Origin of the sequence: Acinetobacter septicus, assembly GCF_019355975.1 — a bacterium.
GTDB classification, from domain to species: Bacteria; Pseudomonadota; Gammaproteobacteria; order Pseudomonadales; family Moraxellaceae; genus Acinetobacter; species Acinetobacter ursingii.
Map to the genome: position 1 here is coordinate 1430082 of NZ_CP079898.1, position 24502 is coordinate 1454583.

The 24502-nt window shown below is 39.2% G+C and carries 20 protein-coding genes; 11 read left to right on the top strand and 9 right to left on the bottom strand.

Annotated features, from left to right (window positions below; translation table 11 throughout):
* Positions 1 to 105 precede the first annotated feature (105 nt).
* Positions 106 to 1032, top strand: a complete 927-nt coding sequence (locus I6L31_RS06815) for a DMT family transporter (RefSeq protein WP_005002408.1) — start codon at positions 106 to 108, stop codon at positions 1030 to 1032.
* On the opposite strand, the gene soxR is transcribed toward I6L31_RS06815, so the two are convergent.
* Positions 1029 to 1514 carry a redox-sensitive transcriptional activator SoxR gene (gene soxR, locus I6L31_RS06820; protein ID WP_004994734.1) on the bottom strand — a complete coding sequence of 162 codons (486 nt, stop codon included), beginning with the start codon at positions 1512 to 1514 and terminating at the stop codon, positions 1029 to 1031. The two genes, I6L31_RS06815 and soxR, sit on opposite strands and share 4 nt — an antisense overlap.
* A gap of 74 nt (positions 1515 to 1588) precedes the next feature.
* Between soxR and I6L31_RS06825 the strand changes: the two genes are divergently transcribed.
* Positions 1589 to 2005, top strand: coding sequence for a RidA family protein (locus I6L31_RS06825; protein WP_005002406.1), 417 nt, complete (start codon positions 1589 to 1591; stop codon positions 2003 to 2005).
* Positions 2006 to 2019: 14 nt separating this feature from the next.
* Positions 2020 to 3213 (top strand): MFS transporter, encoded by a 1194-nt coding sequence (locus I6L31_RS06830; RefSeq protein ID WP_005002404.1) that lies wholly within the window; start codon positions 2020 to 2022, stop codon positions 3211 to 3213.
* Positions 3214 to 3215: 2 nt separating this feature from the next.
* Here the strand turns inward: I6L31_RS06830 and I6L31_RS06835 are convergent, their stop codons facing one another.
* Together I6L31_RS06835 and dmeF are read right to left on the bottom strand one after the other, a co-directional pair.
* Entirely contained in the window at positions 3216 to 3866 is a 651-nt protein-coding gene (locus I6L31_RS06835; protein ID WP_004994738.1) for a hypothetical protein, read from the bottom strand.
* A 303-nt stretch (positions 3867 to 4169) separates the two neighbouring features.
* Positions 4170 to 5111: a CDF family Co(II)/Ni(II) efflux transporter DmeF gene (gene dmeF / locus I6L31_RS06840; protein ID WP_005002401.1), complete on the bottom strand. Its 942-nt coding sequence runs from the start codon at positions 5109 to 5111 to the stop codon at positions 4170 to 4172.
* 57 nt (positions 5112 to 5168) lie between these two features.
* Here dmeF and I6L31_RS06845 point away from each other — a divergent pair, with 57 nt between their 5' ends.
* From I6L31_RS06845 to I6L31_RS06875, 7 genes are all read left to right on the top strand, one after another.
* Positions 5169 to 5432: a metal/formaldehyde-sensitive transcriptional repressor gene (locus tag I6L31_RS06845; protein WP_005002400.1), complete on the top strand. Its 264-nt coding sequence runs from the start codon at positions 5169 to 5171 to the stop codon at positions 5430 to 5432.
* Between the two features lie 417 nt (positions 5433 to 5849).
* The gene (locus I6L31_RS06850; protein WP_004992871.1) at positions 5850 to 6296 is read left to right on the top strand and encodes a Fur family transcriptional regulator; all 447 of its coding nucleotides are present in this window, start codon (positions 5850 to 5852) and stop codon (positions 6294 to 6296) included.
* Between the two features lie 161 nt (positions 6297 to 6457).
* Positions 6458 to 8728 carry a TonB-dependent receptor gene (locus I6L31_RS06855; protein WP_005002398.1) on the top strand — a complete coding sequence of 757 codons (2271 nt, stop codon included), beginning with the start codon at positions 6458 to 6460 and terminating at the stop codon, positions 8726 to 8728.
* Between the two features lie 98 nt (positions 8729 to 8826).
* Positions 8827 to 9510 (top strand): Fe2+-dependent dioxygenase, encoded by a 684-nt coding sequence (locus tag I6L31_RS06860; RefSeq protein WP_004992868.1) that lies wholly within the window; start codon positions 8827 to 8829, stop codon positions 9508 to 9510.
* Between the two features lie 71 nt (positions 9511 to 9581).
* A complete protein-coding gene (locus I6L31_RS06865; RefSeq protein WP_005002392.1) occupies positions 9582 to 10256 on the top strand; it encodes a response regulator transcription factor in 675 nt (224 codons plus the stop codon).
* Between the two features lie 12 nt (positions 10257 to 10268).
* Complete coding sequence (locus I6L31_RS06870) at positions 10269 to 11624, top strand: sensor histidine kinase (protein WP_005002387.1); 1356 nt, start codon at positions 10269 to 10271, stop codon at positions 11622 to 11624.
* A 720-nt stretch (positions 11625 to 12344) separates the two neighbouring features.
* On the top strand, positions 12345 to 14441 hold the full coding sequence (locus tag I6L31_RS06875) for a TonB-dependent receptor plug domain-containing protein (protein ID WP_005002386.1): 2097 nt from the start codon (positions 12345 to 12347) through the stop codon (positions 14439 to 14441).
* 133 nt (positions 14442 to 14574) lie between these two features.
* On the opposite strand, the gene I6L31_RS06880 is transcribed toward I6L31_RS06875, so the two are convergent.
* The 3 genes from I6L31_RS06880 to I6L31_RS06890 are packed head-to-tail and all read right to left on the bottom strand — an operon-like array spanning position 14575 to position 18262.
* Complete coding sequence (locus I6L31_RS06880) at positions 14575 to 16062, bottom strand: sulfite reductase subunit alpha (RefSeq protein WP_005002384.1); 1488 nt, start codon at positions 16060 to 16062, stop codon at positions 14575 to 14577.
* Positions 16063 to 16072: 10 nt separating this feature from the next.
* Complete coding sequence (locus tag I6L31_RS06885; RefSeq protein ID WP_005002382.1) at positions 16073 to 16663, bottom strand: PepSY-associated TM helix domain-containing protein; 591 nt, start codon at positions 16661 to 16663, stop codon at positions 16073 to 16075.
* Between the two features lie 30 nt (positions 16664 to 16693).
* On the bottom strand, positions 16694 to 18262 hold the full coding sequence (locus tag I6L31_RS06890; RefSeq protein WP_005002380.1) for a DUF2271 domain-containing protein: 1569 nt from the start codon (positions 18260 to 18262) through the stop codon (positions 16694 to 16696).
* A 113-nt stretch (positions 18263 to 18375) separates the two neighbouring features.
* On the opposite strand from I6L31_RS06890, the gene I6L31_RS06895 reads away from it, so the two are divergent.
* Complete coding sequence (locus tag I6L31_RS06895; protein WP_035271830.1) at positions 18376 to 19284, top strand: DUF4198 domain-containing protein; 909 nt, start codon at positions 18376 to 18378, stop codon at positions 19282 to 19284.
* Between the two features lie 325 nt (positions 19285 to 19609).
* Here the strand turns inward: I6L31_RS06895 and I6L31_RS06900 are convergent, their stop codons facing one another.
* The 3 genes from I6L31_RS06900 to I6L31_RS06910 form a co-directional block, all read right to left on the bottom strand.
* A complete protein-coding gene (locus I6L31_RS06900) occupies positions 19610 to 19774 on the bottom strand; it encodes a hypothetical protein (protein WP_005002377.1) in 165 nt (54 codons plus the stop codon).
* Between the two features lie 433 nt (positions 19775 to 20207).
* Positions 20208 to 21221, bottom strand: coding sequence for a Fic family protein (locus I6L31_RS06905; RefSeq protein ID WP_005002375.1), 1014 nt, complete (start codon positions 21219 to 21221; stop codon positions 20208 to 20210).
* A gap of 165 nt (positions 21222 to 21386) precedes the next feature.
* Positions 21387 to 24488 (bottom strand): type I restriction endonuclease subunit R, encoded by a 3102-nt coding sequence (locus I6L31_RS06910; RefSeq protein WP_005002374.1) that lies wholly within the window; start codon positions 24486 to 24488, stop codon positions 21387 to 21389.
* Between the last annotated feature and the right edge of the window lie 14 nt (positions 24489 to 24502).

Genomic DNA, 24502 nt, shown 5'->3' on the forward strand with positions numbered 1-24502 from the left:
ACCCATATTTTGAACTAATGATTCACGTTTTATTTCGACCGATATACAATTCATCGGTTTTGCCTTAAGTTTGAGGCAAACAATGCCCTCCAACATGGCTTTTCAATGAAACGTTTTTTATCTGCAACACAAGTCGGCTCTTTATTTGCCCTATGTGCTGCATTTCTGTTTAGTACCAAAGCAATCTTTATTAAACAAACCTATGCTATTTCACCATTGGTCGATGCAACTGTACTGATGGCTTTACGCATGGGAAGCGCGTTACCGTTTTTCCTGATCATTTGCTGGTTGAATCGGCATCATAATCAGAGCATTGCCAAGAAAGATTGGCTGCTTTTGGTTTTAGCTGGGCTATTAGGCTACTACTTTGCCAGTTGGCTGGATTTTAAAGGTCTGATGTATATCAGTGCCTCTTTAGAGCGGATTATTTTATTTTTATATCCTACCCTCACTGTACTCGCTTCCAGTCTGATCTATCGCCAAAAAATAAATGCAAAAAGTTGGTTTGCCATTTTTTTGAGTTATGGAGGGACGGTTCTGGTGATGCTGCAAGAGTACAATATTGCACCAATTCAGGGCGGTTTTTGGTTGGGTGTTAGTCTGGTTTTCGCCAGTGCTGTGGCTTTTGCCTCTTATTTGCTTATGACCCCTTCTTTAATTCAAAAATTTGGTTCGTGGAACTTTACGGGTCTCGCTTTGAGCGTCGCCTGTGCAGGAACACTACTGCATTTTTTTATAGAAACAGCGCAACCGATCCAACTGTTACAACAATTACCGCTAAGTGTGTGGTGGTACGGTCTAGGGCTCGGATTCTTTGTGACAGTTTTACCTACTGTATTATTGATGCAAAGTATTCAACGTTTGGGCGCATCTCAATCTGCAATGATTGCCTCCATTGGCCCGATTCTCACCATTTTATTAGCAGTTGCTTTTTTAGGCGAACATTTAAATACATGGCAATGGTTAGGATGTATTCTTAATATTATTGGGGTTCTGATGATCAGTTTAAGTAAGAATCGACTGAAACATTAAACCTCTGTTTGATCCAACCGATCCAACGCAAGCAACACCTGTTGAAAATGCGCGCCTGAGGATTCTTGAGCAAGATAATCATCTGGATTACGTAATGGACATTGATCCATCGACAAGCAACCACAACCGATGCACCAATCGAGTTGTTGCCGTAATTGTAATAACGTCAAGATCTTGTTATCCAGTTGTTCTTTCCAAAGCTTGGACATGTTTTGCCAATCCTGTTTAGAGGCAATTTGCTCCTGAGGCAACACTGAAAAAGCTTGTTTGACTTCCTCTAAACGGATGCCAACCACTTGTGCAATTTTAATAATAGCCACGCGCCTGAGCATTGCTCTGAGATAACGTCGCTGATTACCATTAGTACGGACACTCCAGATCAATTGCTTTTCTTCATAGAAACGTAAGGTTGCGACACTCACACCGCTGCGTTTTGCCAGTTCGCCAATACTTATAAATTGCTTGAGATGATTATTTTGCATGATACGCTTGACCTCAAGTTAACTTGAGCTTTGATACTAGCATGGCATCGTTAATCTAGTTGAGAAAATCAGCCATGTTCATATCACCTCACCATCTTCGTATCATCAATCCAGATACATTGTATAATCCACAGCCATTCGGATATAGCCATATTGTTGAAGTACAGCAGTTTCGACGTATCATACACATTGCGGGTCAAGGTGGTGAAAACCCAGATGGAGAACTTTCCGCAGATTTTGCCCAACAAGTCAGACAAGCTTTTGGTAATGTACAAATCGCTTTAGACTGCGTGGGTGCAAAACTTCAAAATATTGCCATGTTACGCGTCTTGATCGTTGCTCATAATGAAATAAAGCACCATATTCTGATTGAAATTATGCAGCAATTTTGGTCTGGGCAGAAATTTCCAGCCTGTACCCTCATTCCAGTTTCACAACTTGCAAAATCTGAGATGCTTTTTGAAGTTGAAGCAACCGCCTACTTAGATTAAATAAGAGAGCAAAAATGCAACATACATCTGACATCAGCCAAAACAAAGCTCTACTCTGGTTGATGGCAATTGCCTGTGGTCTGTGTGCAGGAGCAAATTATTATTGTCAGCCTTTAATTCACTCGATACAGGCTGACTTTGGCGTACCAGAAGCTCAAGCAGCACTTACCGTAACCTTTGCTCAGGTTTCTTATGCACTTGGTTTGTTGTTTATTGTTCCTTTAGGTGATGTGGTCAATAAAACCAAATTTATTCCTTTATTGATGTTTCTTGCCGGCATTGGCTTATTGCTATGTGGTTTTGCAGTTAACCTGCCGATGTTATGGATTGGAACAGTTATGACTGGGCTTTTTTCGGTTGCTGCACAGGTACTGATTCCGTTAGCCACTATGGCAGTGAAACCTGAAAAAATAGGTGAAGTGGTCGGCTTTTTAATGAGTGGCTTATTGGTCGGTATTTTGCTTTCCACCAGTCTGGCAGGTTTATTATCCAATTTATTTCACTGGAAAGTCATTTATTTACTCAGCGCAGTATTCATGTTTTTCACCGCCTATTTACTTAAAGGTCGATTGCCTTATGTGATGCGTTTTCAGTTAAATTATGCGCAAATTTTCAATTCTATGCGCCATTTACTATTTGAAGAAAAGCGTTTGATCTTACGTGCGTTGGTCGGTGCTTGCGCCTTTGCTTCAATGAGTACTTTATTTTCGACTATGGCACTTTTATTATCCTCACCACCCTTTCACTTAAAAGACTTTATGATTGGTATTGTCAGTCTAATTGGTGTTTTCGGTGCATTGTCTACTTCTTATGCAGGGAAACTGGCTGATCGTGGTTATACGATTATTCTGACTTGGGCGGGTTGTGGATTACTGCTCATCAGTTGGACATCTTTTTTCTTTGCCAAAGTCTCACTTATGTTTTATGTGATCGGTTTTGGTTTGATTAACTGGGGATTAGCGCTAATTCATACCAGTAATCAGAACATTATTTTTAATCTACGCCCCGATGCAAAATCACGCTTAAATGCGATTTACATGACCTTATACTTTGCGGGTGCAGCCAGCGGCTCAGCGATTGGAATCTTTGCATGGCGACATGGCGGCTGGGTCATGACCTGTAGCGCTGGATTAGCACTCACATTACTTGCTGCATTGTTTGCACTGATTGATCGAATGTATTTCCATCAAAAAAAGCAACTTGTTTGAACTTAGGAAAACTGAACAACTGGAAAAAACTGTTTATCAGCATCGAAGTCTTGCGTATGTTCCAACATAATATGCATAAAAACAGGCAATAACGTGGTCAATATTTGACAAGCAGCATCGATCAATTGACGAAAAACCTGACTTTGATTGACCAAGCCACCTAAACTCATTTGCATCTGTAACATCGAAATACGTGCAAAAATGAAATTTAAAATTTCTGCATAGTTAGCGACATGTATGGCATTTTTCAGTTGAGTTCTTTCATTCAATCGATGCTCTTGCCATTGTGCTTCATTCAGCTTTTGATGCTGAAATAACCAAAAATGATACGATAAATAAGGACTATCCAAAAATATTTGCATAGTCGCATCTAATTTTGAAGTGAGATTACGCATAATCTTAGCTTCGTGATCTAAATCGACTAATCGTTTCAGGAAAGATGAGAGCTGCTGTAAACGCTGTGAATAGGTTAATTCGATATCGTTTAGATAAAGCGCATTAAGGGCGATCGAGTGATAAAGTAGTTTTGCTTCGAGTTCATGCTGTAATTGACCTGCTTGCTTTACCCAACTCAATGCACGCTGCAATCTTAAATCCAAGCCTTGAGAAAGCGATAATCTCTTTTCTTTAAAAACTTCTTCAAAAACAAACATGGCAATCCCGCTTATTGTCATTATATGTCAGTAATTTCACCTTAACTTGAAACTCCGCTTCGTTTCAATATTTTTGTCTGTTGAGTCATTTTAGATTGAAGCTGCGTCATATAAAAATTGCAGATCATTTTTTACTGCGCTCATCCACTCAATATGGACTGTGTCCCCTCTTCTAGACAAAATTAAAATTGGGTAAAGGTTTAAATTTTTAAAAATATATTTAAAATCAATGAAATAGTAGATCAATTCAATAGTTTGACTACATTTCCACTTTTGCGGGTTAAAACTCGGTTCTAAATCATCTTAATGTATAAGATTGATCTCGATACTGGCATGTACAATTTCTTCATGAATGGATAAAGCCTGTTTGATAGCTTGAGGCGTTAAAAACTGATTGCTTGTTTGTAATGATAAAATACAGGCAAACTTCCCTTTACCCACTTGCCAAACATGTAAATCCATCAGCTTGATCATGCTATCAAATTGTTCAATGACTTGCTTAATTTCCTCTACAACAGGTTCTTGCATTTCAGCATCCAGAAGAATTTTTCCAGTTTGTCGAATCAAACCCCATGACCATTTTGCTACAAGCATTGCTCCGATAATTCCTAATACAGCATCCAAGAAATTCCATCCAAAATATTTACCTGCGAATAATGCAATAATGGCAAGTACTGAAGTGGCAGCATCCGCCACCACATGGATAAAAGCGGCTTTTTGGTTTAAATCCTGATGATCATGTCCATGAGAATGTTCATGTTCTGAATGATGATGTGAATGGTGATGATCTGAATGATCGTCATGTAATAACCAGGCACAGACTAAATTCACCATTAAACCCACCACGGCAATTCCGATGGCGTCGTTATAGTAAATGATTACAGGATTGAATAACCTTTCGATCGAACTAAAACCCATCACGATCGCAACGACCATCAATAATATGGCACTGCTATAACCTGCTAAAACTTCGATTTTCCAGCTTCCAAAACAAAATCTGGAATCGGCTGAATAATAACGTGCCGCGCGATATGCAAGATAAGCCAAACCAAGTGCCACCATATGGGAACTCATATGCCAGCCATCTGCCAATAAGGCCATTGAGTTAAATATCATACCGCCAGAAATTTCAGCAATCATCATGACACCGGTCAGGATGGTCGCCCAGAGAATTTTCTTTTGTGCTAATGGATTGCCTTTATCAAATTGATGATGATGTTGATCTAATAAAATATTATTCGTCATTTTTTTAGGAATCCAATATACTCCCCCAGAGTATATTTAAATTATTTGAGTCCGTCTATGAGCCATCTGCATGACAACCGCAAAATCTTAAATCGTATTAAGCGTGTACAAGGACAAATGAATGCTGTACATAGCGCCATGAGCAATGAAGATGTTTCATGTCTTGATGTATTACAACAAGTGGCTGCTATCCGTGGCGCGATCAATGGTTTGATGAATGAATTGGTAGAGCAACATTTAAAAAACCACGTACTAGAGGAAAATCAATACAATGAACAGGAACTCGAAAAATTTTTGGAAGTATTGAAAAAATATATCTAGAAATTTTGATCTTCAAAAAGTTAGGATTTCTAATTCCAACTAAAACTTAAGTTTTTGGAAAATTTCAAAGTACTTGTCTGACTTTCTGACTAGAAGACATTGCAATCAAAATCACTTTATAAAATATATAATCAGATCTTTACTTGAATTTCTTCAACACATAACTTAAACCATTACCCAATTTAGATTAAATATGATTTCTACTTCTCAAAATTCGATTAAACAGATATTTTATTCTTGATGATTCTCTTCACAATTTCTACATAATTTTATTTTTATTTGAAGATTAAAAATATTATACAAATTAATTCTTAAGACTTACTTAAGCTTTTATTTTTTATTTTTAACTCTAAAACATAGGCATTCTTTATACTAATTGTTAAAATACCACTTTTCACATGTATTAATAGAGTTATCATGGAAAGTAATAACTTGGAAGAAGTTGTTTTAAATATCTTAAAAAAAGCAAAAATGCGCGCTACTTTACCTAGAATTCATGTCGTACAGACATTAATTGAGGCAGATAAAGAAATAACCGCTTATGAAATTGAGAGAAAAGTTGCTCAAAAAAACAGTAAAAACGTTTATATATCAACAATATACTCATCTCTCAGAGCTTTGGAAATGGCAGGCGTGATACAACGCTTTAAAATAGGAGATCAACAGGCTTACTATTCAATAAAAAAACAAAATGGTTCTATTCGATTATATTGTGAAGAATGTGAAAAAACCTATTTATTAGACAATGATAATATCGAAAAGGATATCCTTGATATTTCTAAAACCAGAAATATATCTATTAAATCTTTTTCTGTTTTTATACAAATAAAATGTGAAGAATGTATGGAGAAAAAACAAAATTAACTCCTACTAATAATCATTATTATTAAGCTTAAAATATTTAAAAATATTATCTTTTTCTACAAATTTATCGAAAATAACAATGTAAATAGATTGTATCTATAATTAAGAATCATTACTATTCGCATACTGTTTATTATTGACTATTAACTATTGGGGCAACAATGGCTTTTATCAAAACGCGAAAGAAAATTGTTTCATCTGCAATTGCTTCTTCATTATCGGTGGTTGCTGTACCTACATTTGCACAAGACAATGTGACTCAACTTCCAACTATCCAAAGTGCAGCAACAGCAACACAACAAGAATCTTTAAAAGTTGATCATTCTGCAAATGCAAAATTTGTTGCTCCTTTACTTGATACGCCAAAATCTGTTGCGATTATTTCTCAACAATTGATTGAAGATACAAATGTTACGACGTTGAGCGATGCGTTACGTACTGTACCTGGGATTACTTTGGGCGCAGGTGAAGGCGGTAACCCAAATGGTGATCGTCCATTTATTCGTGGTTATAGCTCTGAAAGTTCAATGTATATCGATGGCATGCGTAACTCCACTTCACAAAACCGTGAAATGTTCGCAATCGAACAAGTTGAAGTCACCAAAGGTTCTTCATCGTCAATGGGCGGTGCAGGTTCAGTCGGTGGTAGCATCAATATGATTTCTAAAGTAGCCAAGAAAGGCGACTCTTTAGAAGGTTCTATTCAAAATGGTACAGATGATTATCATCGTATTACTCTAGATGCGAATAAAGACTTTGGTAATGGCATTGCTGCTCGTGTTGCAGTTATGGGACATGAAAATGACAAAGCTGGACAAAGTGATGGCACAGAATATAAACGTGCGGGTATTGCACCAAGTATCACGTTCGGTCTGGACAGTGCTACTCGTGCCACTTTAAGTTACTATTATTTAAGAACGGATGATACTCCTGACTCTGGTGTTCCTTATAACAATCCAAATAATTATGCTGCTGGTTCTGGAAAGCCAATTGATGTTAAACAGGGTATTTATTACGGCTGGAAAGACCGCGATTTTCAAAAACAGGAAAATCAAATTGGTACCATCAAACTTGAACATGATTTGACTGACAATATTACAATCAGTAATACCGCTGTTTATAACAAATCTAAGAATGACTATGTATGGACTCAACCAGATGATAGTCAGGGTAATTTTATTAATACAACGACAGGTGAATTAAAAGATACAGGTATCTGGCGTCGTGCAAACAGCCGAATTACAGATACTGATACTTTTTCTGATCAACTGTCTTTAGCGGGTAAATTTAATACTGGTACACTGAAACACAGTTTCAATGTTGGCGCTGAATATAGTAAAGCAGAGTCAGATAAAGGTAGCTATACCATTACCGATCCAAATACAAAATCAATTACTGGCGCTGTTGCAAACGGTGCATGTAGCTTAGGTTTGGTCGCTTCTAATGGCTGGTGTACATCGACTTTCAATCCTAATTCAAGTGATCGTTTCCTCGGAACTATTACGGCCAACAAAGCCGTAACCACGACTACATCTGAAACGACCTCTATCTATTTATTGGATAATATTGAATTTAACCCACAATGGTTGTTAGACCTCGGTTTACGTTGGGACAAGTTTGATACTGAACTAAAAACCAATGCCACTGGTGCTAAATTAGAGAACAATACTGATTTCTTTAGTTATCAAGCGGGTCTAACATTCAAACCAACGGAAAATGGCGCAATCTATGCAAGTTATGCAACTTCTGCCAACCCTGTAGGCGCCGATGCTGGCGATGGTTCTGAAACAGCAGTCAATGCAAACAATCAGGATCTAGATCCAGAAAAAGCACGTACCTTTGAAGTGGGTACGAAGTGGGATCTTTTCAACGATAAACTGAATCTAACGGCTGCCATTTTCCGTACAGAAAAGCAAAATACACGTATTCAAATCGATCCAACCACTTATACCAATGGCGGGGAAAGTAAGGTTGACGGTATTGAGCTAGGTCTAAACGGAAATATTACGGATAAATGGGCGGTATCAGCAGGCTATACTTATTTAGATAGTGAACAAACTGATCCAGGACCATCTTGCTCACGTACTGGTGTATGTTCTCCAAACAATCCAGCTAAAGGTAAGGATCTTCCAAACGTTCCGACCAACAGCGCAACACTGTGGACAACTTATAAAGTGTTACCGCAGTTGACTTTAGGCGCTGGTGCAATTGCCATGGATAAAGTCTACGGCAACGCTGCCAATACAAAATGGGTACCGGGTTATGTGCGTTATGATGCCATGGTTCGCTACGATGTGAACAAAAATATCAACTTACAGTTGAATGTAAATAACCTATCTGATACACGCTATTTTACCAAAGCTTATGCATCTCACTTTGCTACTGAAGCAGAAGGCCGCAGTGCTGTTGTTGCATTAAACTTTAAATACTAATTCCATATTTTAATTATGGGATTTAAGATAAAATAGCCTCATTCCGAGGCTATTTTATTTTTTATTTATGATCAATTGATCATCTGATAGGTATCACAATGATTCATCATATTCCAAATGTCTTAAGCAAAGAACAAGTTCAATATTTTCGTGAAGAAATGAATAAAATTGAGTGGGTCGATGGAAAAGTGACCGCGGGAACACTTTCAGCCACGGTCAAACAAAATCAGCAACTTCCAGAAGACCACCCTTTAACGCATCATTTAAGTAATATTATTTTAGAGTCGCTTGGGCAACACCCTTTATTTTTATCTGCTGCGGTTCCTCTGGATATTATTCCTCCCCTCTTTAATCGCTATGAAAATAATGAAGCCTTTGGTTTTCATGTCGATAATTCGATTCGACGCATTCGAGGAACAAATGAACGTCTAAGAACGGATTTATCCTGTACGGTTTTTTTAAGTGAACCCGAAGAATATGAAGGTGGCGATTTGGTAGTTGAAGACACTTATGGCTATCATGAAGTCAAATTACCCGCAGGCGATATGATCTTGTATCCATCGACCAGCTTGCATGAAGTGACTGCCGTGACTTCTGGCTGTCGTATTGCTTCATTTTTTTGGGTGCAAAGTATGGTACGAGATGATGCAGAACGTTATATGTTATTTAATCTGGATCAAACCATCCAAAATTTACGGATGCAATTAGGCGATAAACATCAGGAAGTGATCAAACTTACTAACTTGTACCATAATCTGATGCGTAAATGGGCCGAGTTATAATTGCAATATTTTGATCTAAAGTGTGCTCGCCTTGCCTCTTTGTTAGAATTTAATCTTCATACAGGTGCTTCATGATAAAAATACTCTATATCGAAGATGACCTCATGATTGGTAAATCAACTTTCCGATTACTCAAACATGAAAAATTTAATGTCGATTGGGCCAAGACAGGACTCGAAGCTTTAGATTTACTTTTTAATCATGTTTATCATCTGGTTTTACTTGATCTAGGTCTACCTGAATTAGAAGGTTTGGAAGTTCTTAAACATATTCGTCAAAAATCTGATTTAAAACAATTAGGGGTCATTATTATCAGTGCACGAGATCAAAGCCGAGATAAAATTCAAGGGCTTAGACTCGGTGCAGATGATTATATTGTAAAACCTTACGATTTTGATGAGTTGGTCGCCAGGATTGAATCAGTTCTGCGTAGAGGTAAATTTTCGACGATTGAGGAAATCTGCTTTGAAGTCGGAGATACTCAAATGTTTCCCAACACGCGTAAAGTATTAAAACAAGGACATATTGTTGAGCTTTCTGCAAAAGAATGGGCAGTTCTAGAGCCTCTCATGATGTATCCTAATCAGATCTTTTCTCGTCAGACACTTGAACAAAAACTTTATGACTGGGATGTAGAACTGAATAGTAATACCATTGAAGTGCATATCCATAAACTACGACAGAAGTTGGGTAAAGATTTGATTCGTACCGTCCGAGGATTAGGATATTGTATTGAAACTCGCTAAAACAGGAGAAAGATGATTTTTAGCAAACTGCTGCATTTCTATCATAAACAACCTCTAAGCTCTCGAATGACTTGGAGTATTTCTGTTTTAAGTATTATTTTACTGGTTTTGATTGCAGTTTCTGCGTATCGAATTGCGCTGGAAGAATCACAGGAAGTGATTGATAAACAAATGGAAAAAATGGCGGAATTTCTTGCCAGTGTCAATATTCCACCTCGACTTTCGAGCTATGATCCTCACCGTCGCTATGGCGAAAGAGATGTTTTTATTGATATTGTTGACCTTGATCAACTTCCTGTTTTAATTAAAAATCATAACTATCTGGTCGGTCATTTGGATCAGGCCCAATTTATTAGAAAGAATAGCCATCGCGGCCAAATTGTAGCTTATGTTTTGCCGCTTGCCGATAAGCAGATTCAGATTAGCCAGTTGGTTTTTGTACGAAAAAATTTAGCCCGTGAATTGGCATTCAATATGCTAATCCCCTATTTTATTTTTATGCCTTTTGCAATTTTAGGCGTTTACTTTCTGATCCGATATCATTTAAGACCCCTTGCCGAGTTAAAGACTACCTTTTCGCAGCGAGATTATAATGATTTATCTGAGGTGCAAGTTAAGAACTTGCCCGTTGAGATTACCCCTGCCATAGATGAACTCAATTATTTATTTAAAAGAATTGAAGATGCCCAACAACAACAGCAAAAATTTATTGCCAATGCAGCACATGAACTCAGAACACCACTGACTGCCTTAAGTTTACAAACGGCCTTGCTGATTAAAACACCAAAAGACAATCCTTTTTATCAGGAAAATATTGATGATCTGGAACAAAATCTAAAAAGAATGTCACATCTGGTGCATCAACTCATGACGCTGGCGCATCAGGAAGCACTTTCGAGTGAAGCATTGTATCCTCTGAATTTACTTGAAATCATACGCCAATGTACAGGTCAATTGCTTGCCAATGCTCGTAAAAAAGATATTGATGTACAGGTCAATATCGATAATTTTAATGAAAAAATAGAAGTCCAAGCCACGCTTAGCGCATTGGAAAGTATTTTCCTCAATCTGATTGATAACGCGATTAAATATAGTCCTGAACATGGTCAAATTCTCATTAAATTATTTGAACAATCTGATGGTATTTTGGTCGAAATTCATGATAGTGGTCGTGGTATCGCACCAGAACAATATGATCATGTCATGCAGCGTTTTGTTAGACTAATGGAAACACAATCTCAGATTGTCGGCAGTGGACTTGGCTTATCCATCGTAAAATCTGCATTAGAATCGATTCAGGCCCATATCCAGCTAGATCGCTCAGAAATATTAAATGGTTTAAAAATAAAGTTGTATTTCAGCCTATAAACAGATCATGGTCTTAGCGTCATCAGAAAATTCTTGGCGTAAATTTATCCTGTTTACTTCTTATTGAAGATTAACACTTTGCTACCTCGATAAGCCGTACTTCAGATTGGATTTCTCCCCATCACGCCATTAAGGATTCTTTTTTTCAATTCTTCCAGAGAAAATTTAGAACGGATATTCAAACTATTGGTGTTTGTTACTCACATTAAAAAACCAATTTTAATGAGGTGACTCAATCTCATAAAAATGGGTCGAACAGACCATTGAGCCACGCTAAACCGCATCATGATTTTCACAAGGAAAATAGAAAATACGTGTCGCTTAGAGCAATGCTCCAAAGGATCAAGAATTCAATATGTTGAGAGCTTATCGTCTCAATATTATTTTAAGCAATGTGCATAGCATCTTATCAAATTTTTTAAATTTTCCAGTTTTTCTAAACAATATAGATTTGCGATGGATTCGTTCTGATAAGGTGCAGATAAAAAACCAATGATGATTACTTTTTTTAAAGTAACTTTTTGAGGCAATAAACTACAATTATTGATGACTTATATTATGAAAATCTTAATTTTTATCACTTTTTAGATCTTTTTATCAACCAACTAAAAAATAATAAATAAATTTTACATTTGAGGCTAGATTGTTATTTTTCTTTAAAATTCCTCCACAATTGTGAGCTATGCTGCGCAAAAATTAACTCCAAACGGAATAAGAATCATGAAACAAGCTCATGTTTTCTGGAAGATTTCACCGCTTAGTTTTGCTTTACTTTCGATTTGTTCATATTCATGGGGAGCGGATGCAGAACCCTCAGCAGCAGCAAGCAATAGTGCAAGTGCTCTATCTGAATCTAGTCCTGCAATACCGCCGACCCAAACCCTAAAAACCATAACTCTTAAAGCGGCGTCGGAACCAAACAGCAAAGATAATGATATCAGTGCAATTCCTAAAACCATCATTACCCGCGAAGAAATGCTGCAATATGGCGACCAATCCGTCAGTGATGCATTACGTCGCGCCGCTGGTTTTCAAATGCCTGCGCCTGGTCAAGGGCCACGTGGGAACAATCCAGCATCGGGTATGCGTTTTCGTGGTGGTGCAGGTCCTACATTTCTCATCAATGGAGAACCTGTTCAGGGCGGACCCCGTGGTGGCATGTCTGTCATTGATACCATCACTACCGATATGATTGAGCGTATTGAAGTGGTGAAACAACCAAGTGTTGCTCAAGCTTCTGTGGCCTCTTCTGCGGTCATTAATATTATTTTAAAAGAGCCTTTAAATACCTTAATCAATGGCAATGTACGTGTCGGCTATGGCATCGCCAAATCCAGTCCGCAAGAAGAAGTTCGCAAGCAAGTCAGCGTACAAACCGATGGTCGTGATAACCAATGGAGCTATAGTCTTTCTGCCAATCAAATGTGGCAAGATACGACTTCAGTAACCAAAACCATTGATAATAATGGCGAACGTCAACAGCAAAGAACCACCGACCGCACCATGCAAATGTTTTCTCCACGTTTGGAATATGCGATTGATGACACTCAAAAGTTGGTAGCCGATCTGTTTTATCGCAATACCAAAAGTGATGGAACACGTCAGGATCAAATTCAAAAAGATCAAAATGATAGTATTCGCTTAAATACGCGCTATGAAAGAAAAACGGATGATGGCTCGGATAAAGTTCGTATTACAGGTGAACATCAAAATGAAACGGAACTGACAGGTACTCGTCAGGGTGACGTTTATACCGATGAAACAGTGAACGAATACGCCATTGGTTACGATGGGGTCAGAAAGCTAGATCCAAATAAACAAATCAAATTTGGTTTTGAAGCCCGCAAAAATGAACTGGAAAGCAATGTTGCCAATACACTTGATGAAGAACGTTATGCACTTTATGGCGAGGGAAGCTGGCGTTTTACCGATCAACAAACCGTCACATTAGGTGTACGACAAGAATGGATTAATCGCAGTGGTCTGGTCGATTATAGTGATCAACATGCAAGTCCAGTTTTGGCGCATCGTTATGATTTTGACGACCATTGGTCACTACAAACCAATTTAAGCAAGGCATTTCAGGCACCTAATGCCAGCCGTTTAGCACCAACTGTGACTATCTCGACCGATAGCGATGCAGGAAGTTTGAATAATCCAGATCGAGGCGGTAATCCAGACCTAAAACCTGAACAAATTACTGCGATTGAATCAACACTCGGCTACAACACACCTGCGGGTGGTTTTAATTTGACAGCATTTAATCGTGAAATTAAAGACTATATTGAAAATGTGATTCAGCTTGAAGGTTCGCGCTATGTGCAACGTCCAATCAACCAAGACAAAGCGACTGCTTACGGCGCTGAACTGACGGGGCGCTATGCGATTAAAGAAACTGGAGCAGGACATAGCTTGATGCTGACAGGACAGGTTTCAACTATTCATGTCAGTATTGAAGATACAAATGGCAATGAACGTTTGGCCAGTGACGTTGCGCCTTATACCGCCAGTTCTGGCCTGTCATATAGCTATAAACCATGGAAACTTTCGAACAGCGTAAATATCAGCTATACCCCCAAATTCACACGCGCACTGGATAATCAACCTTATGACCGTACCACCAATCAGCGAGTCACAGTTGATCTAAGCACCACCAAAAACTTTAGCCATAACTGGGGTGCAACTTTGAGTTTAAGAAATATTCTCGGTACAGATTATAAGGAATATTTGCGTAATCAATCTGATGGCAGCTTATATCAAGCCAGAATCAATGAATCGATTCCCAATATTCTGTTGACGATCGAGAAGAAATTTTAAGATTAGACACCCGAATCAACGGTTCTTTTATCCCACATTCAAGCCTTCTTCGATTGCAAGAAGGCTTTTTTATGGCTTAAATTTTAACGACTTTTTATGCGCTTTAATGATTGATAACCTATAATTATTGATATTAATACACATCACGTTGATAACGATGCTGTTCACGAAGTTGTTCTAATTGGATTTCACCTAAAATCTGAATCAACACCTGTTCAACCTGTTGCGCCATGCCACTTAAGCTACCGCAGACATAAATGGCAGCACCATCTGCAATCCATTGTCTGAGCTGATCTGCTTTTTGTAACAGTCGATCCTGCACATAGATTTTTTGTTGTTGATCGCGTGAAAAAGCATAGTCAAGATCTGTTAAAAAACCATGCTGCTGCCAGTGTTGTAACTGCTCTGAATAAAGATGATCATATTGTTGCTGCCGCTCACCAAAAATCAACCAGTTGCGTTGTTGTTGCCAGTGTTCACGTTGATGTAAATGCGACATCAGCCCTGCGATTCCCGTTCCATTACCAATCAGGATCAGTGCTTGCTGTTGTTGAACCAGATGAAAGGATGGATTTGAACGGATCTTTGCTGAAATGTTCTCGCCCATCGCCAAAGCAGCCGTGAGCCAACCCGAGCCTAGACCCAGACCATGTTCGGCCTGTTGCTGGCGAATCACCAATTCCACATAACCCTGCTCTGGAATACTGGCAATCGAATAATCACGGCTCGGCAATGGATCGAAACGCTGCACCCAAGCCTCCACCGCTTCATCAACCAAACGTAGCGGAATATGTCTGAGATTATTGTGGCGTAATTGTTGTTTCAACTCAGGCTGATGAAGAATGTCATCTGCAATGGCGTGTGCTTTTAGAAACGACTGAATCTCAATTTCAGCATTGCCACATTGAACTTCGAAAATATCACCCGATTGCCAATGCATTGTTTCAAGAGCATGCAGTTGCAACTGAAAAATCGGCAATCCTGAACTGCCTGTATTTAAACATTTTCGTTGTTGTAATTGAAATTGCTGCCATGCCTGATGCTTAGTTTTTACATCCAGTTTAATCTCAATCAATTGTTCAATTTGAGCCTGCCATTGCTCCAAATCACGCGGATTCAGCGCGTTGACACAAATCATTTCAAAAAGCGGTTGGGCCTGTTGAGTCTTCAACCATTGATCCAAACGCTGCCCGAATGCACAAAACTGCGCATAACGACGATCACCAAAGGCCAGAACTGCGTATTGCTGTGCAGATAAATCCAGTGATTGCATAAACATTTTTTTGGCAATCGCTCGCGCAGTATCGGGCGCATCACCCTCACCACAAGTACTGACGCACCATAAGATTTTCTTGGCGGCAGTTAATTCAGAGATCGACAAATATTGCAGATCCAGAACAGCACTGAGCTGCCCCGATTGCTGCAATTGATGGGCAAATTGTTTGGCATAATGTTCTACATGACCAGACTGACTGGCATAAACCACCAGATAGCCCTCATGACTGACATTCACCTGTGCAGAAGATCGACGCTGATTGAATAATAAAATCACAATCACGCAAAGATGCACAAATAATAAAACTGAAAGTACAACCAGAATGCAAATGATCGCAGAGGTCATCAAAATGTCCTCATATTGCACACCAAACCAAGAGTATCAAGACCACCAGACTGGCTGCGGTCAGCAGCAGATGTGCCACCAAACGAGTTTTTATACTTAGAAATAAAATATAGCCCGCCAATGAAAGCAATAAAATGAGAATCGCGCTGATATCGATTAGCCAATGCCATGAAGTTCCTACATTTTTACCACGATGCAAATCATTCAGCACCGATACCAAGGTGGCTGATTTTTGGGTAATTTCAGCATCGCCTGTATCCAGAAGTACAGAAATATCGGTTGTTCCTGCGGGACTTTCCAATCGGATCATCACTTCATCATCTAATACTTCACTGCTGCGATAACGTCCAACAATGCTTTGCTTTTGACGAATGTAATCCAATAACGCCATACTAGGATTTTCCTGATGCTGGATTTTTTCCAACACCTCTTGAGGAATGGATATTTGATGAGTTTGCTCCTGGGCAGAAGATTTAAACCAGTCTGGATTATTTAAAAATAAACCCGTGAGAGCAAAAAAGATTAAAACCAGAAAGGCAAAAGCAGAAAGCCAGCCATGCACATAACGTGCATGGCGGTAAAAATCACGGCGTTGGTACACGAATAAAATCCCAGTCTATATTTTTAACGATTAATTCACTTTCTGGAAATTCAGTTTTAATGCGCCAATTTCTTTTTGCGCTGGGAGATTTTGGCTAGATGTTTTGGCTTTTACATCCAAATCAAAAGTCTGATAAGAATGCTCGCCATGCTCCCGCGAAGTTTCGACATGCACAACGTATTGACCTGCGGCAACGGCTTTACCTGTATCATCCTTACCATCCCAAGCCAATTTATACTGACCCGGTTGACGTGATGGTTTGGCGACGGCATCCAGATTTGGCATTTGACGACCATAACGACGCCACCAGACATAGTTCGAATTGATCCATTTTTCGTCTTTGCCCCAAACTGCCAGTGTTTTCACCAGTTTTTTATTGCTGTCTGTCACCCAAACTGAAACATAAGGAATACGATAGTTTTCAACTGCAATTTTAGGAATAATAAGCTCAAGAATAGCCTGATAACCTGCTGGCCATGACGATGATGCACCCACAGCAACATTTAACATGTCGGCCTGTGGACGTGCCTCCACCATTTGTCCCCAACCCGTAGTCTGATAGCCATCACCATTGCTCATCGTCATTTTGGCTTCGTAGCCGATTAAGGACTCAATGAGTGCCATGCCCTGTTCTGGAGGCATCGCAGCAAGTGCCGTTGCTAAAGCGTCTGCATCGGCTGCACAATGGCCCACCACCACGCATTGTTCTACATGTTGCAGGGGCAATCCTGTTTTTGGATCAATTAAATGGCTTTGTCTTGCCAAATCGCGATAACCTTTACCACTAAAAGCAATCGCTTGATTATTTAAGTTTAAAACCTGTTCAGGTAAGGCATTATCATATTTTGCCTGTGCGCTTTGTACACCGACTTTCCAGCCAGACTTTTGTGGCGCTTGCCCCCAAACCCGTAAATCGCCACCGATATCAATCATCACACCTTGTAAAGCAGGAACAGCTTGACGCGCCGCGACTAAAGCACGATCAATAATATAACCTTTGGCATAAGCATCAGGCGCAATCTTGACCGATTTATCTAGTTGAATTCGATTTTGCTGTGCATCCAGATGAATCGGTTGTTGTTGTATCTGCTGAATAACTTGCTGACGGGTATTTTCATCTAATTGATGTACCCCGTTATTTTTTTCCCATAGGCCAATCAACTGCCCTAAACGTGCATCAAACGCGCCGCAACTTTTACTGCGCCAATCTTCACATGCCGCAATCACTTCAAATAATTCATTTGAAACCTGTGCATCTTTTTGATGGTTCAACGCGCTAATTTCACTATCTGTTCGCCAAGTCGAAAGAATCTGATCTAAGCGGGCAATTTCCTGTTGAATTGCTTGAAATGCTTGGTCTGCCTGATGAGCATTAACCCCCATCATCACTACATCTAAAGAGGTTCCCAAAACATGATCTTGGTGAAAACGATGTGAGTTAAGGTTTAATTCAGACGTAGAATCTGATGATAGCGAAGTTGCAGCAAATGCATCGATGGTCGTCAGTGGAGAAATAAGCGAAATCGCAATGACGATGGGTTTTAAACGAAACACAGATGAGGATTGTTTAAGAACATTTTTCAAAGCAGGATGCGGCATGCTCATTCTCCAGAATTTTCTGCAAAAATAATATTGAAAATGATATTTATTATCAAGTAAATTGTTAGGAAAATGTTTTATTGCGTTACGTTATTTTTCAGAGAGATTTTTATATGCGTACTTCTTGGCTCAAAGCGTTGATTTTAATATCGGCATTGCCTGTTTTAGCATCGGCTCATACCGCGAGTCCTTATATTTTACCCGATGTATTTGATACGTCTTCAGCAAATTCAGTGAGCTTTCAAAGTTCAATTACGCTTGAAAAATTCTTTGTTCCTAGTTTTAATTTTAAAACCAATTATGTGATTAGCACGCCATCAGGACAACAAAAAAATCTTGATGCTGCTGCTGCCTTGAAAAAATTTAATGTCGCAGAGTTTGATCTGAATGAAGATGGAACCTATCGTATTCGCACCCAAAACGCGACAGGCAACCCAAGCAAGTATGCATTAGTCGATGGTCGTTGGTTACGTGTTCGTGCCAACCGTATGCCGATGCAAAATCCAAATCAGGCGAATAAACCTGCTGAGACTGCAAAAACTGAACAACGCCCTGCCGCTCCTGCCAATAACCAACCGCCACGATTCGTGAGTGAAGATCAACTCCCAAAAAATGCACAAGTGATCGAAGTGACCAATCATTTGATTGCTGAAAGCTTTGTGACCAAAAGTAAACCGTCTGCCATTCCAGCCGTGAGTAACAAAGGCTTTGAAGTCAAACTTCTTAGCCATCCGGGTGAACTTTATGCAGGTGAGGCTTTAAAAGCTCAAGTATTGTTTGATGGTAAGCCTATTCCCAACCTTGAAATCGATGTATTTAAAGGTGCCGATAGTTATGATTTAAACGCCCAACGTGAACAGCCACATACGAAAACCAATAACAAAGGTGAAGTTGAAATCAAGTTTGAAAAAACAGGAATTTACCTGATTACAACCGCTTACCCAGAAGCAAATCCTGATGCAACTAAAAAACCAGCCAGCGATATTTATACCTATGGTTTAACGGTTGAAGTTGCAGAATAATAGTTTTTCATTCCTGTTTAGTTCCTCTTGATATTTCTCTTTGGGAGAAATATCAAGACCTATCAGAGAGTTAAAATAAATCATATTTAACCATAAAGATCAGACAGTTTTATCTTTTTAAACTGCCTGATTGTTTAATCACGTTTTCATTAATGTTCAATCAACACTATATTTTTTTAATTACTACAAATCAGATTTGGCAGTTTTTTTAAAGCGTGACACTAAAATTCAAGATGGTGAGAGCGCTTATCTTTTCTAGAACGAAGCAAATACATTCATATCAGGAACTATATCGTGCCGTAGCTCACTTTATGCACTACTTTACTTAGGCAAATTCTGTAGCTGCATTGAGTATTAGTTCTGGTTCAGCAGATCTAGCCCAGTTTGTTGCATCAATTTTCTTATCAAAAACTTTTGTTTTTCTAATGCCATTCAAAGCTACATCGGCAATCCACTTTTTATTAGGTCGCTGATATACCGAAATACTCATCTATAGCAACACTCCTTTTTATGTAGACATCTTTGAGCTACAAAGTCGCTCTATGAGTGGAAAACGGGTGGAAACTTATACCGAAAAATACCGTAAAAAAACACAAACCCCAGAAACGACAAAACCCCGAAACCTTTGTATATCAAGGTTTCGGGGTTTATCTAAAATTCTGTGAAGAATCAATGGTCCCGAGGGTCGGACTCGAACCGACACGTCATCGCTGACAGTGGATTTTGAGTTCCATGTTTTTTACAAACACATCAAAGTACAGGACAGCAAACAATAACATATATTATTGTTTTTATTATATTAATTAACTTAATCACTGACAATTCAAAACAACTCATATCACTAAAAAACAATCTTGCAGTCTACAGAAAAGCTACAGAATTTTTTGTAGACTTTAAAAGATTCATTAAGAAATTGAAGAACACTACAATTGTATTTGAACTTTACGATACTTTTGCTTCGGACTTTTCGGCTTATCAGGATTGGTACGTTTAATCAGACCAACTTCTATTGCAGGATTCAAATAATTCTTTTGGAACGTTGCTCGATGAGTTAATCCAACCAATTGCATCAACTCAGCCAAAGTATAGTCTTCTTGCTTCATTGCCGAAACCAAACGTTGTACTTGATCGCTCACTTGTACGCCAGCTTGAGCGGTAACATGATCGCTATCTTGAGCGGTATCAGTTGAACTAAGGATTGCATCTAAAATCATCTGTAAGATGAATTCTATAAATGGTGCTGAATCTGTCCGATCGGTACTCATCTGCAATGCTTCGTAATAGGCTTTTTGATTTTGATAGATCAAACTCTCAACTGGAATATTAGCAAAGATTGCATTCCATCTGCTTAATATTAAAGTTTGCCAGAGCCGTCCCATTCGCCCATTACCATCTGCAAATGGATGAATAAATTCAAACTCATAGTGGAAGACTGAGCTTTGAATCAGTGGATGTATATCGCTGTCATTCAACCAATCAAGTAAATCAGCCATCAAAAGGTTAATCTGATTCGCAGGTGGAGCCATATGCATCACTCGATCACCTGACATTACACCGACACCACCATGACGATATTGACCAACCTCATCAATCAAGCCTGTCATTAAAATTTGATGTGCTTGTAGTAAGTCCGACTCTTGACTTGGTAGCCACTGCTGAAAGGCTTCATAGGCTTTAATCGCATTACGCACTTCCTGTACTTCTTTTGGCGGTGCAATTACGGTCTTTCCATTGATGATCGCCGTGATCTGTTCGGTACTTAGAGTGTTCCCTTCAATCGCAAGTGAGCCTTGAATGGTACGGATACGATTGGCTTTTCTGAGTTTTAAACTGTCTTGAATTTCCTCTAAAACAGTCAAACGCCCTACATTCACACTAATCTGCGCAATCAGATGAATGATTTTAGATGTGATGGTATAAGGCGGTTGGTATCGCATTAGTTTCCTAAATAACTTATAAAGTTTTGCTTAATTAAACGCTAAAAGTATAAGTTTTCAAAGTCCTTTATGGGAGGATTACCAAACCAATTAACTTCCATATTCTGATTTTCAGATATTAAAATAAAGTTAGCGTACTAACACAGCAGAATTAATACACTTACTTTATTTTGTCCAAGCATTAGATAACATTTCAGCCTGCTTCATGACTAACTCAATCGCCTCTGCTGCTTTGTCAGGTGGATACTTCCAACGCTGTAAAGTACGACGTACCAAGATTTTAAGCTGGGCACGTACACTGTCCCGTACTTGCCAATCCACAGTCGTTGATTTGCGCAACTTCTCGGTAATCTCTCGGGCAATTTGCTTGAGCGTATCATCACCCAATTCACGCACTGCACTTTCATTATTTGCTAAAGCATCATAGAAAGCGATTTCATCAGGGTTCAAACCTAGCGACGCTTCACGTGCCATTTCAGCTTGAAAGTCTTTCGCCATTTGTATCAGTTCTTCAATGACTTGAGAGGTCTCAATCGCACGGTTATTATATTTTCTTAGGGTTTCCTGCAAACGATCCGAGAAACGTTTTTCCTGTACGAGATTATTCCGTGTTTTTGCCTTGATACCATCATTCAATAATTTTTCTAATAATTCGACCGCCAAGTTACGGTATGGCATTTGTCGAACATCTTCTAAAAACTCATCCGACAGTAAACCAATATTTGGCTTATCCAAGCCACAAAGTGCAAATACGTCGTCTACGCCATCAGCCACAACCGCATTATCAAGAATTTGTTTTAAAGTGCTATCTTTTTCAGCCTGTGATAATTTCCGATCGACCGAAGTATGTTTACTAATCACGGCTTTAATTGCTGAATAAAAAGCAATTTCTTTATGTAAAGTCTTCGCTTCATCTAAAGTTCCACACAGTGAAAAAGCTTTATTTAACGCCAAGACCAAATCTAAAAAGCGTTTTTTCCCATCTTTTAAACTGAGCACATAGTTCGCTGCTGGAATCATCAGTCGATGAGCCTGAGTCTCATAGCGGCTTAAATCCATACCCTCTTGATCAGTAGTCTTAGCAAATATCCCTCGAATGGCGTCCATCTTTTCTGCCAGCACCGCATAAGCTTCTTCCGCGCGTAAAGTTGGCTCACCTTTACCTTTGGCATCGGTATAGGTTTTTAAAGCCTGCTTGAGTTCATTGGCAATACCAATATAATCAACAACCAATCCACCTTGCTTGTCTTTAAAGACACGGTTGACTCGGGCAATCGCCTGCATCAAATTGTGTCCTTTCATTGGCTTGTCGATATACATGGTATGTGTACAAGGAGCATCAAAACCTGTCAGCCACATATCCCGTACAATGACTAACTGTAAGGGATCATTGACATCTTTAAAGCGTTTCTCAAGGCGTTTTTTGGTTTGCTTGTTGTAGATATGCGGTTGTAGTAAAGGTTTGTCTGATGCGGAACCTGTCATCACGATTTTGATTTTACCTTTTTCTGGATCGGAGTCATGCCAGTCTGGGCGTAAAGCCACAATTTCATTATAGAGATGCACACAGATTTCACGGCTCATCGTGACAATCATCCCTTTCCCTGCTGTAACCTCAGTCCGAGCTTCAAAGTGTGTCACAAGATCTGCTGCGATCTGTTTTAGTCGTGGCGTTGCACCGACTAACTTTTCTAGGCGACTCCATTCACCTTTGGTCTTTTCACGGCTACTCGTATCTTCTTCATCTTCAACAACTTCATCGACCTGATCAGACAATTCTTCAATTTCAGCTCGATTAATATCAAGTTTTGCCAAACGAGATTCGTAATAGATCGGTACAGTTGCGCCATCATCGACAGCATCTTGAATATCATAGATCGAAACATAATCTCCAAAGACTGCTCGGGTGTCTTTGTCTTCACTGGAAATTGGTGTACCTGTAAAACCAATGAATGTGGCGCTTTTTAGAGCATCACGCATATGCTTGGCATAGCCAAATTTATAAGTACCATCGGCAGATAACTTGGCTTTGAGTCCATATTGGCTACGGTGTGCTTCATCGGACATGACCACAATATTGTGGCGTCCATTCAGTAATGGATGCTCACTCTCACCTTCCAATAGTGCAAACTTCTGTACTGTGGTAAAAATGATCCCGCCAGACTCACGCTCAGCAAGGAGTTGTCTTAACTCATCACGGTTATTGGCTTGTACAGGTGTTTGCTTTAATAGCTCTTGAGCATTGCTAAAAGTTTCAAACAGTTGCCCATCTAAGTCGTTACGATCCGTGACGATCAACAATGTTGGGTTATGCATGGCAGGTTGTTGCAGTAACTTACCTGCATAGCAACACATCGAGATACTTTTACCTGAACCTTGGGTATGCCAAACAACACCTGCCTTTTTATTACCTGATGGGTTGGCTGCGGTAATCGTTGCTTGGACTGCTTCACGCACAGCATGAAATTGGTGATAGCCTGCAATTTTTTTAATGGTTTTTTCACCATCCGTTTCAAACAAGACAAAGAAACGAATGTAATCAAGGAACAATTCTCGATCAAAGAAACCTCGTACAATTGTTTCAAGTTCCCATGCTAATTGAGGTTTATCATCTTCATTTTTAATGGTACGCCACGGCAAGAAACGTTCTTGGTTTGCTGTTAATGAACCCAGACGAGCTGTAACGCCATCACTGACCACAAGAGCTTCATTAAAAACAAATAGATCGGAGATTTCTTCTTTATAGGTTTGTAGTTGATTAAACGCATCCCAAATATCGGCATTTTCATCGGTGGGGCTTTTTAACTCTAATACCGCAAACGGAATACCATTGATAAAACAGATGATGTCAGGGCGTCGAGGCTGTTTAGTGCCTAAAATCGTAAATTGGTTAATCGCTACAAAGCGATTATTAAAAATTTGGTTGAAGTCGACCAAGAAAGCATGATCATTAATCCATTCATCATCTTTCTTATAGCTAACAGGTACACCCTCTAATAACATGCGATGAAAGGCACGGTTATTGGTGACGAGATCCAAACTTTCAGGTTTACTGAGTTTCTGTAAAATCTGTTCAAAGCAACTCACTGGCAAATGCGGATTTAAGCGTTCAAAAGCTGCCTGTAAGTCTGCTTCAATAAGCACTTGCTTATAGTCTTTGCGTAAAGGATTGCTACTGTCAGGAGCGATATCGACACCATGAACGACATCCCAGCCATTTTCGGAGAACCAGTCTAGGCACAGGTTTTCGAGTTGTGTTTCATTCATGAGTCAATCTCTAT